Here is a 17,625-nt window from a genome sequence, read left to right on the forward strand (position 1 = left end):
GAATATATTGAATACTACAACAATGAAAGGATCAGGCTGAACTTAAATGGAATGAGCCCGGCACAATACCGGGCTCATCACACTAATCGCTAAATTTTAAACCGTCCAACTTTTGGGGTTCAGTCCATCGGAAACGGCTCTAAATTATAACAGCATTCAGCTATTCGTGCTGAATATCAGCTGTTCAATAGAATGAATGCTTGTAATCTTCAACAGAGGTCATGATCACTTCGTGCGCCTCTTCCTTGCCATAAACATTGGTAATTTCGATATGCGCCTTTTCGCCCGGCAGGTTTTTGTAAGTCAGGAAGTAGTGTTTCAAACGCTCCACGATACCTTCTGGCAGCTGGCTCAAATCTGAAAATCCACCATAAACCTCATCTCCTTTCAAAACCGCGATAATTTTATCATCAGCTTCACCACCATCGATCAGACGAATGCCGCCGATTGGCTTGGCCTGGCAAAGGATATCTCCGTGCGAAATGATCTTCTCGCAAAGTACCAGAATATCAAGTGCATCGCCATCACCCTCCGTTACATCCCGGCCCGAACGTTCACGCGCCAATGCAGCGATTTTATCAGCGCAGTATGTTTTAGGGATAAAACCGTAAAGTGCCGGAACAATATTGGAATATTTCTGTGGCCGGTCGATGATCAGATAGCCCGACGCCTTGTCAATTTCGTATTTAACGGTATCAGTAGGAACAATCTCAATAAATGCGGTTACAAGCTCGGGTGCGTTGTCACCCATTGGAATTCCATGCCAGGGATGTGCTTTGTGTACGTTAGCGATCATTATTTGTATTAGTAACTTATTTTATATTTTAAAGAATTAACAATTGAGTAATTAAATACCGGCACGCTCGGAGATATTGTAATCGCCTGTTTTCGAAACAGATTGCTTCACAAAAAGTTCGCCCAAAAACCCCGCAAGAAATAACTGAGAACCGACCATGATGGCCACCAGCGCAAGAAAAAACAGTGGGTTGTCTGTAACGTTACGGTAAGGAAGCAAATGGTAAATATTATAGATTTTCTTACCAAGAAGCCAAAAAGCTATAATGCTTCCCAGAAAAAACATAAGAGTTCCCAGACTACCGAATAAATGCATCGGCCGACGTCCAAACTTATTCACAAAGGCAATCGAAAGCAAATCCAGAAAGCCAAAAATAAACCTTTCCAAACCGAATTTTGTGTGTCCGTATTTGCGCGCGCGGTGCTGCACAACCTTCTCCCCGATCTTGACAAAACCATTCCATTTGGCGATAACCGGAATATAACGGTGCATTTCGCCGTAGATCGTAATGTTTTTCACGACTTCTTTCCGGTAAGCTTTCAGCCCGCAATTGAAATCATGGAGCGAAACGCCGGAAATACTGCGCGTGGCCGCATTGAATATTTTGGTAGGAATAGTCTTGGTAATCGGGTCGAAACGTTTCTTTTTCCAGCCTGAGATCAAATCGTATTTGTCTTCGGCGATCAGGCGGTATAATTCCGGAATTTCGTCGGGGCTATCCTGCAAATCGGCGTCCATCGTGATGATCACGTCGCCTCTTGCGGCTTGAAAACCTGTTTGCAAAGCGGCAGTTTTACCATAATTGCGGACAAAACGAAATCCTCTTACGTGCGGATTTTCAAGTGATAACCTTGAAATTAATTCCCAGGAACGGTCTTTACTTCCGTCGTCAATAAACAAAACTTCGTAAGTAAATGCATTCTCATTCATCACCCGCGTGATCCATTCGCAAAGTTCGGGCAGCGACTCGTCTTCATTATAAAGCGGAATAACAACGGATATCTGGATAGCTGAATGGGTCATGAAATGTTCTGCAATGGCGCGGCCGGATTGTATTATGCCGCAAAGTTCGCTTTTTTCCCGATCAAAATTTCAAATAAAAGTCTTCGAGCAGTTCCTTGAACTTCGCATCGTAAGTAACACCGTCGGCTTCGTAAATATGCAAAGTCTCCTCAGTTACCTCCTGCGCGGGCAAAGCCTGGTCCTGAAATTCCATCAGCGACCTGAATGCTTTCTTTTCCGGTTTGTGAAAAAGGGTCATTTCACGCCGCAATTGCCAGCCCTGCTCACTTGCCATTTTCTTGAACTGAATGCCTTCTTCAATCGGCAAAAGAATTGAAAACCTGCCCTCGGGCTTCAACAGCTTTCTTACTGCGTTCAACAAGTCAGCAAAATCCAGCGTTTCGGCGTGATGCGCCTGATTGATCTTCTCTGCCGGCGAGCGCAGGTCAGACTGAAAAAATGGCGGATTTGTGATGATCAGGTCATATTGGTACTCCGATTCAAAATCCTGCACTGCTTCATGATAAAGCTGGATCCGCCCCTGGAATGGACTTTCATGCACGTTTTCGCCAGCCTGAAAAAAAGCTTCCGCCTCCATTTCGACGGCATCAATCGCCGCATAGGTATTCCGCTGGGCGATCATCAAGGACAATAAGCCTGTGCCGGTACCAATATCGAGAATGCGGTCGGCATTATCCACGTCGGTCCACGCCCCGAGTACGCACGCATCGGTGCAGACCTTCATTGCGCATTGGTCCTGCTGAATGGTAAATTGCTTGAACTGAAAGTGTGAATTTTTGCCCATATATTTATTTTCGTCCAAAGTCTGCCGGATTTTCACCCCAATATTCTGTTTCCCATTTCAATATCTTATTCGGATAGGTATTGCTCGCGAGCCACCTTTCGGCGCGTTGCAGCATTTCGAAAACGGGTTTGTTTCTTGGGGTAAGTGCCAGTTTTGTATTTGCGTGTTTCTTTTTAATCCAGCTGATCGCAGTGCGGGAATCGCTGTAAATCGGCAAACTGCTTTCGTTTTTTTGCAAATAAGCGAGTGCATGCACGATCGCCAGAAACTCGCCGATATTATTGGTACCATCCTGAAATGGTCCTTGCAAAAAGATCCGTTTACCGGTTTGGTAGTAAATGCCCTGGTATTCCATATCGCCCGTCGCCGTATTCCAGGCGGCATCGACGATGATGCTGTTTTTAATCGGCTTACCCACCGAAGCAGGTGCTTCTTTCAATACCGGCTTTGCATCTTTTTTGGTAACAAACTCCCAATAATCCCGCTGAATCGCCTTTTCAGCTTCCTCCACTGACTCGAAAGACTTGTAACGGGCATCCTCAAAACCTTTGATCTGGGCCTCACACTCCTTCCAATCCGTAAAAATCCCAGTCTTCCTCCCCTGCCACACTACATAATATTTCGTCTTCTTAGACATTTATTTTAATGATTGACCGGGTCGCCGGTGCGATGACTGAATGATTGACCGGGTCGCCGGTGCGATGATTGAATGATTGACCGGGTCGCCGGTGCGATGATTGAATGATTGAATGATTGAATTCCTCCCTTCCTTCCTCCTTCCTCCCTTCCTCCCTTTCCTCCCTTTCCTCCCAAACTAAGCCTTCTCCTCCCAAACCCTCGCCAAATTAACAATCACTTCCACCGCCTTTTCCATATCCTGCACGGATACCCATTCCAGTTTGGAGTGAAATGCGTGTTCGCCGGCGAAGATATTCGGGCAGGGTAAGCCCATGAATGATAGTCGGGAACCGTCGGTGCCGCCGCGAATGCTGCGACAAACCGGATCAAGACCGGCGCGCTGCATTGCTTCTTCTGCATTTTCGATGATCTGGGGATATTTGTCCAGCACTTCTTTCATATTCCGGTACTGCTCCTGGACTTTGAAATCGGCAGTAGAATTAGGGTATTGTTTTAAAACTTCATCCAATATCCCCTTCAAAAAAGCTTCCTTTTCGTGAAGTCCGGCTGTTGTGAAATCCCTTATAATGAAGCTGATTGTGACCTTTTCCTGAATACCCTCCACTTGAACGGGATGAATAAAACCTTCTTTGTCGGAAGTGGTTTCAGGGGATAGCGTGTCTTTCGGGAGTTTTGCGAGAATATCTGCTGCTATTTTTACCGCATTTTCCAGCTTTCCCAACCCGTAACCTGGGTGCGTACTTACGCCGCTGATCGTGATCCTGACGCTGTCGGCAGAGAACGTTTCGTTTTCCAAAGTACCCACTGCTTCTCCATCCACAGTATATCCATAATCCGCTCCGAGCTTTGCCAGATCCACTTTTTCAGTGCCGCGACCTACTTCTTCATCGGGGGTGAAAAGTATTTTAATATCCCCGTGACGGATCTCGGGATGATTTACAAGGTATTCAGCGGCAGCCATAATTTCGGCTACTCCGGCTTTGTTGTCAGCCCCCAGCAAGGTTTTTCCGCTTGCAGTAATAATATCATTACCTATCTGCTGGTCCAGATCGTGGAGTTCGCCGATGCGCAAAACCTGCGTGTGATCGTCGGGCAATGCAATGTCACTTCCGTCCCAATTTTTGTGGATCACCGGCTTCACATTCGCGCCGGAAACGTCCGGAGAAGTATCGACGTGCGAACAAAAGCAGATCACAGGAATCTGCGTTTTGTTTGAATTTGAAGGAATTGTGGCGTAAACGTAACCGTGTTCATCCACGTGCGCATCAGAAATGCCGATTTCCAGCAGCTCCACAGCCAGCAAATTACTCAGGTCGCGCTGCTTGGCCGTACTCGGGAAACTTTCCGAGCCGGGATCCGACTGCGTGTCGATCTGCACGTAACGCAGGAACCTGTCGAGCACTGATGTTTTCATAAGAAAAAATGAATTGACTTAGCCGATAATGGAAGTGAGATCGGCAGGAGAATAGTTGATATTTTTCAGCGTCTTGTCATCAGAAGTTCTGTAAACCAGGTATTTACCATTATCTTCCTTGAAATAGCATTCCGTACCTTTTGCCTGATAATGCGCTACGGTCGCCTCTGCTTCCTCCACCGTTTCACAGGCTTTTGACATATTCGAACGCTGCACTTCGTCAAACAGCTCCCTGAATTTTTCACCCAAACCAAATTCCAAAACTGCCCCTGACAATACATATTGCAGATCACAAAGCGCGTCGGCCACCTCCACGATATCCTTTTCAAGAATAGCCACTTCCAGCTCTTTCAGCTCCTCTGCCAGCAATGCAACGCGCAGTCTGCTGCGGTCCTCGGAAGGTATTGCAGGCGAAGCCACGATCGGGTGTTTAAACGTTTTATGAAATTCGGCTACTTGATTGAGGCTGTCCAGTTGTTGCATTTTTATATTTTGTATTGATTTGAATATTCAGTTTTTGCCCCGTCGCGTCACAAAACCAGATTCGTCTTGAATAGCTTGATCGCGATCGCCAGCAGGATAATCCCGAATATTTTTCTGAGAATATCCGTACCGCCCTGCCCCAGTTTCTTTTCGATCCAGTTCGACGATTTCAATACCAGATACACAAAAAACAGGTTGAGCAGGATTCCGACAAGTATATTTTCAGTTTGATAAGCAGAGCGGAGCGAAAGCAATGTGGTCATCGTGGCTGCGCCGGCGATAATCGGAAATGCGATCGGGACAATGGATGCGACGCCGACAGAGATATTATCGTGCTTAAAAATGTTTCTCCCCAGAATCATTTCCAGTCCGAGTAAAAAAAGGATAATAGCGCCCGCAATCGCGAAAGAAGCCACATCTACCCCGAAAAGACTTAGTAATCTTTCCCCCAAAAACAAAAAGACCACCATGATAATACCGGCGGTCAGTGTCGCTTTCTCAGATTCTATTTTACCCAGCCTTTTTCTGAAATCCACAATTACCGGCAGCGAGCCGAGCACATCGATCACGGAGAAGAGAATGAGGGTTACTGAAACGATTTCTTTGAAATTGAACATGCGGTCCGCATTGAGGTCAGAACGCAAAGTTGCTAAAATCGCGGGATTCAGGAGGTACTTCCCGGCAAAAAATTCAGGAAAGTATTAAACTGCTTTTTGTATTTCTCCTCATCGATTTTATAAAAGAATGCCCCCTTTTTAGAGTAACCCTTCTGTTTCTCATCGAGTTTGATCAGTAAATTGGTAGAAAGCAGCTTCCGGCTGAAATTTCGTTTGTCGAGTTCTGTACCAAAAATCGCTTCGTACAACTTCTGTAACTGCGGAATTGTGAATTTTTCGGGTAGCAATTCGAAGCCGATCGGGTGCTGCGAGGCTTTGTACCGCAAATGCTCGATCGCCATTTCAACCATCGAACTGTGGTCAAAAAGCAGCTTAGGAAGTTCCTGGACCGAAAACCACTGCGCTTCATAGCTTTTAGAAAGCTTGTGCGCGTAATCTTCCACATTGATTAATGCAAAATAGGCAACCGAAACGGTCCGCTCCACCGGGTCACGCTGCGGGCTTCCAAAAGTGTGAAGTTGTTCGAGGTAAATATCGGTCAGGCTGGTAAGTTCAAACAGAATACGGGAGGAAGCGCCTTCGAGACTTTCATCGGGCTGCACCCAGCCGCCCATTAAAGACCAGGTGCGGTCTTCATCTTCAATGCCTCTTTTGACGAGCAGTAATTTCAATTCCTCCCCATCAAATCCAAAAATGATGGAGTCCAGTGCTACGAGACATTTGGTTTGCGCCTGGTATTGCTTTAAGATATCTAATCGCACAACTTACTATTGCAGGGATTGGTGTTGAATTTATTAGTAAATACAAACCTCCCTCTTTACTACTCATCGCCTATTTTCCGGCAAACGAAACAAGGAATTGCTGCAACATAGCGATTTCCTGGCTGGAAATAGCGGGAAAATTGGCGATCCGGAAGCTGGTATCTTTCTGAGTTCCATAACCGTTACCGAGGACGATACCTGCCTTTTTCGCGGCTTCCTTGATCTGCGCGGTCTTTTCTCTGGTACCAGCCACTGCGATCACAGTTTCCGAGCGCGCAGCTTCGTTTGTTACCACTAACGGGTATCTGTATTTCGTTAAAAACTGATACCATTCGCGGCTTCTCAAAGCAGTTTGTTCCGCTACTTCTTCAATAGGCTTAACCTGCTGCATAATCCTGTTCAACAGGTAAATACCTAAGATATTAGGTGTAAAGGGTGTCTGGTTTTTGAGGAAATTTTCGCGGATAAAAAGGAGGCTGTTATAATGCTTGCGCTCGCCCAGTTCAATGGCGCGTTCCACGGCTCTTGGAGAAAGAATCAGGACGCCCATTCCAGCCGGCAAGCCAAAGCATTTTTGCACGGAAGCATACCAGATATCCGCCGATTCCCACGGAAGTTCGACGCCCGCCATCGAGGAAGTCGCATCGACAGCAATTAAGTTGTCGCTCTCTGATCGCAGCGACTCCAGAAAAGATGCGGGGAGAGCGGTACCGTTTGAAGTTTCGTTGTGGGTTAGACAGATCAGTTCGCTGCCTGACAATTTGCTGGCAAACGGCAGCTCGGGTAATGCATTGTGATCGAAATAAAAACTGCTGGCGCCTGAGGTGATCTTCTGGGTATATTCCATCCATTTCTCACCAAATGCACCATTGTAAATATGGAGACTTGGTACCGAAATAAGCGACTGGGCGATAATTTCCCAGCATTCCGTTGCGGAAGACACGAAATAGACCTCGTAATCAGCCGGAACGTCCAGTTTCAATTTGAGATTGCTGATCGTTTCCGCCAGCATTTCCATGAATGCCGCGCTACGGTGGTTGGCACTGATCACGCCGCTTTCGAACGCTTCCTGCAAATATTGACCGACCTCAGGATAAACTTTGGACGGCCCTGGATAAAAAGTAATCATTATATAAAACCTTCGCGAATCATTGCCTTTTCGAGCTTTTCACCCAATTCCTGGGAAGCCCTTAATAAAGGCAAACGAACGTCCGAGCTGCATATTCCCTTAATTTCCAAACATTTTTTAATACCCACCGGGTTAGACTCGATATAAAGCAGGGTGTCAAATTCAAGAAACGCGAGCTGTAATCTGGCTGCTTCCTTAAACCTTCCTTCCAGCGCGTGCCAGGTCAGTTCACCGAATTCTTTTGGAAATGCATTGGCGATCACGGAGATAACCCCATGCCAGCCGACGCTGATCATCGTGGTAACCAGGTTATCATCGCCGGAAAGCAGCAGAAAATCGTCCGGCACTCGGGAAGCCAGCTCCATACTTTGCTCGATGCTTCCGCCTGCGTCTTTAATACCAATAATATTCGGGTGCGCCGAAAGTTTCACGATGGTATCCGCCTTCATATTGATCACGGTGCGGCCGGGTACATTATATAGGAGCACAGGTACCGGCGAAGCATCGGCGATCGCATTGAAATGCGCGATAATACCGTCCTGAGTTGGTTTATTATAATAGGGACAAACGGAAAGAATCGCATCCACGCCTGTCAGATCCGTGTCGCGAATACAATCCAGAACGGATTTGGTATCATTACCCCCGATTCCGTAGACGATCGGGAGCGATTTGTAGTTGTTCTTTATCGTAAATGCCAGGATCTCACGCTTTTCCTCCGAAGATACCGTTGGTGACTCTCCTGTTGTTCCCTGCACAACCAGATAGTCACTTCCTCCCTCACTTACCAGGTCGATCAGTCTTTTCAAACCTGCGTAATCTATTTCATTCTGCTGATCAAAAGGAGTGATCAAAGCTGCACCTACCCCTTTGAAACGTTGGTCCAATGGCATTATTAAATCTATATAATTGGTTGACTTATCGAAAACGCAAAGTTAGCTTTCTAAGTCATTTTACCTTACTTATTATCAATCATTGCCAAAAATTCTTCCTCAGACAAAATCGTCACGCCTAGTTTCCTGGCCTTTTCCAGCTTCGACGGGCCCATATTGGCGCCTGCCAGCAGATAATTCAGTTTGCCCGAAACGCCACTCAATATCCTGCCGCCATTTACCTCTATCTTGTCTTTCAGTTCGTCTCGGTCGTAATTTTCAAAAACTCCGGAGATCACAAAGGTCTTTCCATCCAAAACATCACTTTCCTTTTCAACAGGCTTTTCGTCGCTTTCCATTTGCAGTCCGGCCGCTTGCAATCGCGCCACCAGCTGCTGATTTTCAGGAACGCTGAAATACGATTCAATACTCATCGCAATCCGGCCGCCAATCTCGGGCACAGCTACGAGCTGATCGTAACTGGCACTGCGCAATGCTTCGATGGATTTGAAATAATTAGCCAGTTTTTCGGCCACCGTCGCGCCTACAAACCTGATTCCCAATGCAAAAAGCACATTTTTAAACGGGACAGTTTTGGATAGCTCAATGCCTTTCAGAATATTTTCGACCGTTTTTTCCCTGAAACTGATCTTCTTCACTTTGCCGGTTTCTTCATTCAAGATACTTTTTTCAATTCCCAGCAAATTTCCTTCATTAAGATCGTACAGGTCTGCGGGTGTATTTACTAATCCAAGGTCAAAAAGTGTTTCTATTTTACCTTCCCCCAGACTTTCGATATTCATTGCTTTCCGGTGGATAAAATGCTCGATCCGGCCTTTCAGCTGCGGCGGGCAGTGACTATCGTTCGGGCAAAAGAATGCGACTTCTCCCTCATTCCGCTGTAACTCGGAGCCGCATTCGGGGCATTTGGTAGGGAAAGTAATAGGCTCGGTGGGAAACAATTCGCGCTGGGTTACATCTACGCCCGTGATTTTTGGAATGATTTCTCCGCTCTTTTCAACAAAAACGGTATCCCCAAGTTCGAGGCCAAGTCTGAGTAGTTCGTTCGCATTATGCAGCGTCGCCCTTTTCACCCGCGTACCCGACAAATGCACGCCTTTAACATCTTTATATGGAAGCGCGCGCTCGGTCAGGTCGCAAAGATTGGCAACCGGCGTAATCGCGCCAGTGCGACCGACCTGGTAAGTGACCATGCGCAGGATAGCCGGTTTGTTTTCGGCTTTATATTTAAATGAAATAGCCCAGCGAGGGCTTTTCGCAGTGAAACCTAACTCACGCTGCTGCTCGAATGAATTTACTTTAATAACAATACCGTCGGTCGCGAGCGGCAACGTTGATCGCTTTTCCTCCCACTCGTGAATATAGGCGATCACATCGTCGATGTTCGAAACCTTTTTCCAGCCCGGAGATACATTGAAACCCCACGATTTCAGCGCCAGCAAACTTTCTTCGTGGCTTTTGAAGAATTCGGTGTCGGTTAAAAAAGAATAGATATAACAGTCGAGCTGTCGGCGCGCAGTTTCTCCGGAATCCTGTAATTTAAAGGAACCCGAAGCTGCATTTCTGGGATTCGCATATTGATTTTCACCCAGCGTCTCCATTTCTTCATTCAATTTTTGAAATGAACTGAGCGGCATAAAACCTTCGCCGCGAATTTCAAAAACGGGCGGCAATTTGTCGGATTTCACACGAAGGGGCAAAGTCCTGATCGTCTTGATATTGGTCGTGATTTCATCGCCACGCGTTCCGTCCCCGCGGGTTACCCCTCTCACCAGAACGCCATTTTCGTAGGTGAAGCTGAGCGATATTCCGTCAAATTTCAGCTCGCAGATATATTCAAATTCCTCACCATCCAATCCGCGGCGGACGCGGTCGTCGAAATTCCGCAGCTCCTGCTCATTATAGGTATTGTCGAGCGACAGCATGGGATACCGGTGGTAGACGGTATTGAACGATTTCGTAATCGTACCTCCCACCCGCTGGGTCGGCGAATCTGCCTGCCTGAATTCGGGATATACGTCTTCCAGTGCCTTCAATTCCTTCAAAAGCTGATCGAACTCGAAATCCGATATTTCGGACACGCTATCCTGGTAGTAGCGGTAGTTATAGTGGTTCAGCTTGTCGGTAAGCTCCTGGATCTGCTGTTCGGGATTCATTCGGAATGGCGTTAATGATTCGGGCCAAATTTAAGATTTATTTAAAATTTTGAGAATCTTAAAAAAATCTTGTTACCTCCTGCTCAATGTTACGTCTAAATGCAAAAGTCTACCAAACAGCAAAATGAATATTGTTTCGATTTTATGTATTTTCGTTAACAGCACTGAACATGAAGACAATGGAAACGACCATTTATTACAATCCCGATCTTACGCAGATCATCAACGGAGAGGAAGTAATGTCTCCTAGCCCGAAACTTTCCCACCAGCGGATTCTGATGCAACTTTTGCTGGAATTAGCTGAACATATTAAAGTGAACGCGCTCGGCGAAATTTTCACAGCGCCGCTTGACACCATTCTGGAAGAGAAATTCAATGTATTGCAGCCCGACATTCTTTTCGTTTCAAACGAGCGGGCGGCGATCATGCAGGATTGGATTCGCGGTGCACCTGATATGGTATTAGAAATCGTGTCTAAGGGATCGCGAAAGTTGGATATGGTTATCAAAAAGGAAATTTATGAACGCTATGGAGTAAAGGAATACTGGCTGGTATTTCCAGAAAAAGCGCTTATCGAGGTTCATACCTTGCATTTAGGGCAATATCAGCTTCACGGCAGCTTCACAGGCGAGCACCTGGTACAAACGCCCGTTTTCCCGGATCTGAATCTTGAAGCAAAGTCTGTTTTTCCTTTTTAAACAAGTAATTCCCTAATTTCGCCATATATCGTTTTTCAATAATTTGAGATTTTCATGGCCGAAATTGCCCCTTCGATACTAGCCGCCGACTTCGGTAATCTGCAACGCGACGTCGAATTACTGAATGCCAGCGCTGCCGATTATATCCACGTAGATATTATGGACGGAGTTTTTGTCCCCAATATCTCATTTGGAATACCTGTTTGCGAAGCGATTCACAAACACGCAAAAAAACCGCTCGATGTGCATTTGATGATCGAAAAGCCGGAGCGTTATTTCGAGGCGTTTAAAAAAGCAGGCGCCTGGGGGATCACCATGCATTATGAAGCTTGTACCCACCTGCACCGGAATATAGAAAACCTGAAAGAACTTGGACTTTCGGCAGGAGTTGCATTGAACCCGCACACGCCGGTAGAATTGCTCACAGACGTGCTGGGAGACGTTTCTCTCGTATTGATCATGTCAGTAAACCCGGGTTTTGGCGGACAGAAATTCATTGATAACACCTATAAAAAGATCGCGAGGTTACATAGCCTGCGCGAAAAATTTGGCTATTCATTCAAGATTGAAGTGGATGGCGGCGTTAATCTGGATAATGCGCCACTGCTGGTGCGTGAAGGGGTTGATATCCTCGTCGCCGGCAGTTTCGTATTTAGTTCGTCTGACCCGAAGGGGATCATCGAGCAATTGAAAGTAGCTAGTTAGACCCAGGCTTTCCAAAACACTCAACTTGAACCTATTACCAGAAAAAAGGAACCGTCGCGCCCGTTTTACACTGCTCGCCTTCGGCGCATTTGCGTGCATTTGCCTCAGCTTTATAAGCATTACCCGGCCAGCACAAACAGCGGCGTCGAAGTTCCCATTGAAGATCAGTCCGAACGGAAGACATATTATTGATAATAACGGGGTCCCCTTTCTGATGGTCGCCGATGTGGCCTGGCAGTTGCTCAGGCGCCTTAGCTACACCGAAGCGGTACATTATATGGATATCAGAAAAGCCCAGTCTTTCAATACTTTCCTGGTGCAGCTGCTTCCGATGCTCCCCACCCAGAAAAACTATCAGAAGGTCGCGCCATTCGTTAATAACGATATCAGCAAACCCAATAAGGCTTATTTTGACTATTTTGATAAAATTATAGCCGCTGCCAAAGAGCGTAATCTGGTTGTAGGGGTGGTTGTTTCCAGAAAAAGCTGGAATGCAGTATTCGACGCGCACAACGAGGCCGCCTGGAAAGAATATGGTACTTACGTAGGAAAAGCTTTTGCAAAACATTCCAATATCATCTGGATCGTGAGCGAGGAGGAATATCAGAGTGCGGCGCAGTTTTCAGCTATTTCAGAAGGAATAAGGTCCGTTTCGGATGGGCAGATACTGGCCTCGCTGAATACCTGTTCGCCGACTAATATCAATGATCAGGCTCCAAACCATTCCAATCTCAAATTCATTATTCCCGATTCAACAGTGACTCCGTCGGAATATGCGGCGCTGGCCAACTGGCAGAAAAACTCTGCGGAGGCTGCATTGAGGCCATTTTTGATCGCGAACTCTGAATTTCCACGAGAAATGACCGACCAGTCGGTAATGATCCGGAATCAGGCTTACCAGTCGATTATGAGCTCTGCCGCAGGTTTTTGTCACATGAGCACGATCAAGAATTTCAATCCTACCTGGAAAGTGAATATCGGGAAAGATGGTGCGGAATACATTCACGAACTGGTGAAGATCCTGAAAGGAATTCCCTGGGAATATATGCAGCCCGACAAACCTGATCTGCTGACTGATTCGGTCGATAAAGCAGAAATCGGGATCGTTTCTTTGTCGAATAAAAGAATGTCCATGCTTTACCTGCCTTCGTCAAAGCCAGTCAGACTGGACCTCAACCACTTGCAGGGAACCGAATTTGGCGCCGTGTGGTATAGTCCGCGCACGGGCAAACGCTGGGACGGAGGTAAATTCACCAACAAACAACAGGCAGTTGTTCAGCCGCCGGACTCTCAACCGGGCTGGGATTGGATCTTACTGATCGGCTCCAAACAGTAAGTTTGACATTCACCGGTATTCTTAATAATATTACTTAATACTGATTTGCCCCCGCCGGGAATAGTTTGCCCATGATTTTATTGAAAAGAATTCTAACATTTTTCCTGCTATTAATTTTTCCGGCTACCGGTTTTGCCCAGGGAGTACTATGGGCCAGTAAGGTACTTGGCTATTCTTCCGAATATCGGCCAGAAGCTTATGGACACGCTTTTCGGGCGAAGCAGATCCTGGGAGAACCTAATAAACTACCCTCTTTTGGCAACAGCCGGTCGGCCTGGTCACCGGCCGAAGCGGATAGCCGGAATGAGGAATGGATCAAGGTCGGTTTTGCAAAAGCTATTCAGGCGAAGCAGATCGCGATCGCCGAAAATTTTAATCCTGGCGCAATTGTGCGGGTATATGCTTACGATCCTTCCGGCAAAGAATATCTGGTATCCGAGGCTCTGCCGGGCCAGCAGGCGGTTGTTGGCAGGATGTTGCGCGTTTTTCTGACACAGGATATTCAGGTCAGTGCGGTAAAGATCGTACTTCGGCCCGATAGAGTGTCGGGCTTTAATCAGGTTGACGCAATCGGAATCTCTGAAAGTACCGAGCCTATTGAAGCAAAAATCCGCTTTGCTGCCAAGATGGACCTGAAAACCCAGAAAGAAAATATGGGCAGCGCCATTAATACCAAAGCACAGGAAGTTGCTCCGGTCATTTCGCCCGACGGCAAGACGCTCTTTTTTACACGAAGTAACTTTGAAGGAAATATTGGTGCTCCTAAACCGCAGGATGTCTGGATTTCCAGTTCAAATGATAAAGGTCAGTGGTCGAATGCAGTTAATATGGGCCCGCCAATTAATACGCCCGGTGATAATGCAGTTGTAAGTATTTCGTCCGATGGGAAAACGATATACCTGCTCAATGAATACCAGCCTGACGGAAGCATGCATCTCGGTTTCTCAAAATCATTTAAAACAAAAACAGGCTGGTCATTTCCTAAACAATCCAAGATCTCGAATCTGGCCAAAATCGCATTCAAAGAAGGCGCTACCTCGCTTGAAATTGCAGTTTCCCCTTATGAAAATGTCTTGATTTTATCCCTTGAAAGAGCCGATACCGAGGGTTCCAGGGACCTGTATATTTCATTTCTCCAAAAAGACGAAACCTGGTCGGAGCCGCAGAATATCGGCGCGACAGTGAATACCGCCGACGACGAAGGCACGCCGTTTCTGGCCCTCGACAACAAGACGCTGTATTTTTCATCCCACGGTCACAGCGGCTTCGGGTCAGCAGATATTTTTCTAACAAGAAGACTGGACGATACCTGGCTGAACTGGTCAAAGCCTGAGAACCTTGGGCCGGCAGTCAACTCGCCGCTTTGGGATGCTTATCTCAATGTGCCCGCTGTGGGCGACTATGCCTATTTCAGCGCCAGCGACAAAATTCAAGGGCAGGAAGATATTTTCAGGATCCGGCTGGACCCTGAGATCAGGCCCGAGCCCGTCGCGATCGTTTCCGGAAATGTGTATGAAGCAGAAACCACAAAGCCAATCAGATCGGATGTTTCGGCTGAGCTCAAAAAGGATAACAGCCTGTTTGCCAAGGCTTCTTTTGACCCGGAAACGGGGGAATACAAATTTGTTCTGCCTTTGAAAGATGCTTATAAAATGTCTGCGGCTTCGGAAGGATATTTCCCTATTTCCGAAGAAATTGATCTTTCCACAGACTCGACGGTAAAATCGATCCGGCGAAACCTGTACCTGGTACCGCTGAAATCCGGTCAGCAGATCCGGTTGAACAATACGATGTTCGCACAAAGCAGCGCCGAGGTTGTCAAGTCTTCCTATGCGGAACTGGATAAAATCGCAAATGCGATGGCGAGCTACCCGGCGATGGAAATCCTGTTGGAAGGGCACACGGACAATCAGGGGGAAGTTCAGAAAAATGTAAAGCTTTCCTCCGACCGCGTAGAGCAGGTTAAAAAATACCTTTTATCCAAAGGAATTGCGGCAAAACGCATTCAGACAAAGGCCTGGGGACCAGCCAGACCTATTGCCAGCAACTCAACGGAACAGACGCGCCAGCGGAACCGGAGAGTTGAATTTACGATTCTTAAAATCTAAAAAATATCCTATAAAAGGAAATTTGCTTATTTTCGCGGCAACTGGATATGTTACTTCCGCTGATTTTTGAAAGCGGAATACAGAAATCATCAGCTAATATCTAATGTCCCAAAACACCAAAAGCGAAAATCTGCGTCCCTGGCTTATTTTCTTCATCATTTTAGTAGCAGGTCTCGCTTTAAGATTTTACCGTCTCGATCGGTTCAGCATTTTTTTCGACGAGAAAAGTACAATGGTGGTCAGCCAGGGTATTGTGCTCGAAGGGGCAAATCAAAAAGAAGTTTATTCCACACAAAGGCTGGCGGTTAAAGAATTCTGGGAAGCGCCGAAGCTGGATTACAAGCCGCCTGTCGGCGTGATCAGATCATTCACCTACGAAGAGATACCGACACTGCGCCCATTCACGCCGGCCGAATTTTGGGCGCCCAAAAGTATTCAGGATTATTACGACGCAATCACCCGCAGCGATATCGGCAATAGCCCCTTTTACTATATTCTCCTGCATTTGTGGATGGACATTTTTGGTCTGTCTGATTTTTCCGCGCGTGCGCTTTCGGTGGTTTTCAGTACGATGATCATCGCGCTCACTTTTCTGTTTGGGAAAAGATTTTTTAGTGTAAATACTGGTTTGATCGCCGCTGGTATTGTGGCAGTTGAGCCGTTTTTTGTAGCATATAGTCACCAGGCGCGCAACTACTCGCTTACCTTCTTTCTGACATTGCTCGCTACTTATTTCTTTTTACAAATTATTGAGAATAAGTATGATAAACGAAAAACCTTCTGGTTTTACCTCGGCTATATTCTGTCCGCAGGGCTAGGATTACTTTCCCACTTTCTAACCATTTCCGTACTGATTGCGCACGCTGCTTATGCATTGTTTTTCCTGCGCAGCATCAAAGGCTGGATCAGAATGGCGATTGCAGCGGTTTTATCACTTTCCGGATTGGCCTGGTGGCTCACTTTCGGAGGCGGGTACTACACTTTATATACGCTGAAAGACCAGGCGGATCTTTACAAAAGAATGGCCGAAACCGCCCCTTACAACAATCCCTACGGACTGATATTGCCGGCAACGCTCCCCAACGTTTTCGAAAGAGCACTGCCTATTTTTACTGATTTAGTGATATTTACGAATGGACTTACCGATGCATTATCCGGAAGAAGGAATGTAGTATTAGCACTCGCAGTAGGGATTTTACTAATACTGTGGTTCAGATTTAAACACAAAATCAATACACCAGGCTGGCTGATCCACAGGTTGCCTTTTCTTGTGATTATCGCGGCCGGCTTTTTCTATAATCACCACAAATTACAATTCACGATTTTGTCAATCAGCATTTTTGCGCTTTCATTTATTCCTGATATTCATAAACAGGCAAGTCCAGAAAAGCGTAAGAGATTGTGGATGTTGTATTTAATGGGCCTTATCCCAACGTTTTTCCTGATTTTCATGGCATTCCGGGGAGGGCATACTTATGGTCTTAACCAACGGTACCCGGGTTTCTCTTTTCCTTATGTGATCATATTGCTCAGCCTACTTTTGCAATATTTCCGCAAGCTGGATATTGAGTTCAAAGTTCTGATTTACGTGTTTCTGCTTATCCAGCTTGGTTTTGTTGGGTTGCGATTACGGGAGTTTTACCAGGATAGGTCGACCAAATACGGCTATTTTGCAAATCCGCGAGAACCGAATCCTTACTATGCTGCGGCTCAGAAGATCAAAAGCACTTACCAGCCCGGCGACACGATCTATTATCCTGCTGCAAAACTAGTCGCGATGCGTGAGATGGATAAGACTTTCCTGCCCGTTTCCGTTCAGGATGCTCAGCTGACCAACATTTATCTTCCCAAAGATGCACAATATGTGCAGGTGCTTGACACGTTGCAGGTTGACCGTATCTGGATCAAAAGGTCCGGTCAGGCTGAGCCTGTTGAAATCGAAAATCTGAAAGGTGTCCGCTATTGACCGGCGCTTTCAATAGCGGGTCTTTACAAAGCCGTCCAATAAGATTTCGTATATTGCGCACTTAAAACACAAGATTTGACCGTTATTTTGTGAGCAGGTACTTACATTGACATACACAGC

At 46.4% G+C, this 17,625-nt stretch carries 17 protein-coding genes; 6 read left to right on the plus strand and 11 right to left on the minus strand.

Annotation, left to right across the window (positions count from 1 at the left end):
* The first annotated feature begins 6 nt into the window (after positions 1 to 6).
* A complete protein-coding gene (locus KOD92_RS27700) occupies positions 7 to 93 on the plus strand; it encodes an IS3 family transposase (RefSeq protein WP_406566161.1) in 87 nt (28 codons plus the stop codon).
* A 91-nt stretch (positions 94 to 184) separates the two neighbouring features.
* Here the strand turns inward: KOD92_RS27700 and KOD92_RS10450 are convergent, their stop codons facing one another.
* From KOD92_RS10450 to ligA, 11 genes are all read right to left on the minus strand, one after another.
* Positions 185 to 796 (minus strand): inorganic pyrophosphatase, encoded by a 612-nt coding sequence (locus KOD92_RS10450; protein WP_255700582.1) that lies wholly within the window; start codon positions 794 to 796, stop codon positions 185 to 187.
* A gap of 51 nt (positions 797 to 847) precedes the next feature.
* Positions 848 to 1,819: a glycosyltransferase family 2 protein gene (locus KOD92_RS10455; RefSeq protein ID WP_215233525.1), complete on the minus strand. Its 972-nt coding sequence runs from the start codon at positions 1,817 to 1,819 to the stop codon at positions 848 to 850.
* A gap of 61 nt (positions 1,820 to 1,880) precedes the next feature.
* On the minus strand, positions 1,881 to 2,603 hold the full coding sequence (locus tag KOD92_RS10460) for a tRNA1(Val) (adenine(37)-N6)-methyltransferase (protein ID WP_215233526.1): 723 nt from the start codon (positions 2,601 to 2,603) through the stop codon (positions 1,881 to 1,883).
* A 4-nt stretch (positions 2,604 to 2,607) separates the two neighbouring features.
* On the minus strand, positions 2,608 to 3,240 hold the full coding sequence (locus KOD92_RS10465) for a ribonuclease H1 domain-containing protein (protein WP_215233527.1): 633 nt from the start codon (positions 3,238 to 3,240) through the stop codon (positions 2,608 to 2,610).
* Between the two features lie 177 nt (positions 3,241 to 3,417).
* Complete coding sequence (pepT, locus tag KOD92_RS10470) at positions 3,418 to 4,656, minus strand: peptidase T (protein ID WP_215233528.1); 1,239 nt, start codon at positions 4,654 to 4,656, stop codon at positions 3,418 to 3,420.
* 18 nt (positions 4,657 to 4,674) lie between these two features.
* Positions 4,675 to 5,139: a pyrophosphohydrolase domain-containing protein gene (locus KOD92_RS10475; protein ID WP_215233529.1), complete on the minus strand. Its 465-nt coding sequence runs from the start codon at positions 5,137 to 5,139 to the stop codon at positions 4,675 to 4,677.
* 47 nt (positions 5,140 to 5,186) lie between these two features.
* Positions 5,187 to 5,756, minus strand: coding sequence for a MarC family protein (locus KOD92_RS10480; protein ID WP_215233530.1), 570 nt, complete (start codon positions 5,754 to 5,756; stop codon positions 5,187 to 5,189).
* Positions 5,757 to 5,803: 47 nt separating this feature from the next.
* On the minus strand, positions 5,804 to 6,517 hold the full coding sequence (locus KOD92_RS10485) for an NUDIX hydrolase (RefSeq protein ID WP_215233531.1): 714 nt from the start codon (positions 6,515 to 6,517) through the stop codon (positions 5,804 to 5,806).
* Between the two features lie 70 nt (positions 6,518 to 6,587).
* Positions 6,588 to 7,646 (minus strand): aminotransferase class V-fold PLP-dependent enzyme, encoded by a 1,059-nt coding sequence (locus tag KOD92_RS10490; protein WP_215233532.1) that lies wholly within the window; start codon positions 7,644 to 7,646, stop codon positions 6,588 to 6,590.
* A complete protein-coding gene (dapA, locus tag KOD92_RS10495; RefSeq protein ID WP_215233533.1) occupies positions 7,646 to 8,536 on the minus strand; it encodes a 4-hydroxy-tetrahydrodipicolinate synthase in 891 nt (296 codons plus the stop codon). The genes KOD92_RS10490 and dapA overlap by 1 nt, the downstream gene beginning before the upstream one ends.
* 65 nt (positions 8,537 to 8,601) lie before the next feature.
* On the minus strand, positions 8,602 to 10,692 hold the full coding sequence (gene ligA / locus KOD92_RS10500; RefSeq protein ID WP_215233534.1) for an NAD-dependent DNA ligase LigA: 2,091 nt from the start codon (positions 10,690 to 10,692) through the stop codon (positions 8,602 to 8,604).
* 170 nt (positions 10,693 to 10,862) lie between these two features.
* Here ligA and KOD92_RS10505 point away from each other — a divergent pair, with 170 nt between their 5' ends.
* From KOD92_RS10505 to KOD92_RS10525, 5 genes are all read left to right on the plus strand, one after another.
* Positions 10,863 to 11,390 carry a Uma2 family endonuclease gene (locus KOD92_RS10505; protein ID WP_215233535.1) on the plus strand — a complete coding sequence of 176 codons (528 nt, stop codon included), beginning with the start codon at positions 10,863 to 10,865 and terminating at the stop codon, positions 11,388 to 11,390.
* A 54-nt stretch (positions 11,391 to 11,444) separates the two neighbouring features.
* On the plus strand, positions 11,445 to 12,095 hold the full coding sequence (rpe, locus tag KOD92_RS10510) for a ribulose-phosphate 3-epimerase (protein ID WP_215233536.1): 651 nt from the start codon (positions 11,445 to 11,447) through the stop codon (positions 12,093 to 12,095).
* Positions 12,096 to 12,120: 25 nt separating this feature from the next.
* Entirely contained in the window at positions 12,121 to 13,431 is a 1,311-nt protein-coding gene (locus KOD92_RS10515) for an apiosidase-like domain-containing protein (RefSeq protein WP_215233537.1), read from the plus strand.
* A gap of 71 nt (positions 13,432 to 13,502) precedes the next feature.
* Entirely contained in the window at positions 13,503 to 15,539 is a 2,037-nt protein-coding gene (locus tag KOD92_RS10520) for an OmpA family protein (protein WP_215233538.1), read from the plus strand.
* Between the two features lie 103 nt (positions 15,540 to 15,642).
* Complete coding sequence (locus KOD92_RS10525; protein WP_215233539.1) at positions 15,643 to 17,505, plus strand: glycosyltransferase family 39 protein; 1,863 nt, start codon at positions 15,643 to 15,645, stop codon at positions 17,503 to 17,505.
* Positions 17,506 to 17,625: the final 120 nt, after the last annotated feature.

The organism is Dyadobacter linearis (genome assembly GCF_907165045.1).
GTDB classification, from domain to species: domain Bacteria; phylum Bacteroidota; class Bacteroidia; order Cytophagales; family Spirosomataceae; genus Dyadobacter; species Dyadobacter linearis.

What these genes read in the sequence shown, in the direction of transcription:
- KOD92_RS10520 (WP_215233538.1), top strand. Translation starts at nt 13,503, where the DNA reads ATGATTTTATTGAAAAGAATTCTAACATTTTTCCTGCTATTAATTTTT.
- KOD92_RS10525 (WP_215233539.1), top strand. Translation starts at nt 15,643, where the DNA reads ATGTCCCAAAACACCAAAAGCGAAAATCTGCGTCCCTGGCTTATTTTC.
- KOD92_RS10475 (WP_215233529.1), bottom strand. Translation starts at nt 5,139, where the DNA reads ATGCAACAACTGGACAGCCTCAATCAAGTAGCCGAATTTCATAAAACG.
- KOD92_RS10450 (WP_255700582.1), bottom strand. Translation starts at nt 796, where the DNA reads ATGATCGCTAACGTACACAAAGCACATCCCTGGCATGGAATTCCAATG.
- KOD92_RS10465 (WP_215233527.1), bottom strand. Translation starts at nt 3,240, where the DNA reads ATGTCTAAGAAGACGAAATATTATGTAGTGTGGCAGGGGAGGAAGACT.
- KOD92_RS10460 (WP_215233526.1), bottom strand. Translation starts at nt 2,603, where the DNA reads ATGGGCAAAAATTCACACTTTCAGTTCAAGCAATTTACCATTCAGCAG.
- KOD92_RS10490 (WP_215233532.1), bottom strand. Translation starts at nt 7,646, where the DNA reads ATGATTACTTTTTATCCAGGGCCGTCCAAAGTTTATCCTGAGGTCGGT.
- KOD92_RS10455 (WP_215233525.1), bottom strand. Translation starts at nt 1,819, where the DNA reads ATGACCCATTCAGCTATCCAGATATCCGTTGTTATTCCGCTTTATAAT.
- rpe (WP_215233536.1), top strand. Translation starts at nt 11,445, where the DNA reads ATGGCCGAAATTGCCCCTTCGATACTAGCCGCCGACTTCGGTAATCTG.
- KOD92_RS10480 (WP_215233530.1), bottom strand. Translation starts at nt 5,756, where the DNA reads ATGTTCAATTTCAAAGAAATCGTTTCAGTAACCCTCATTCTCTTCTCC.
- KOD92_RS10505 (WP_215233535.1), top strand. Translation starts at nt 10,863, where the DNA reads ATGAAGACAATGGAAACGACCATTTATTACAATCCCGATCTTACGCAG.
- dapA (WP_215233533.1), bottom strand. Translation starts at nt 8,536, where the DNA reads ATGCCATTGGACCAACGTTTCAAAGGGGTAGGTGCAGCTTTGATCACT.
- ligA (WP_215233534.1), bottom strand. Translation starts at nt 10,692, where the DNA reads ATGAATCCCGAACAGCAGATCCAGGAGCTTACCGACAAGCTGAACCAC.
- pepT (WP_215233528.1), bottom strand. Translation starts at nt 4,656, where the DNA reads ATGAAAACATCAGTGCTCGACAGGTTCCTGCGTTACGTGCAGATCGAC.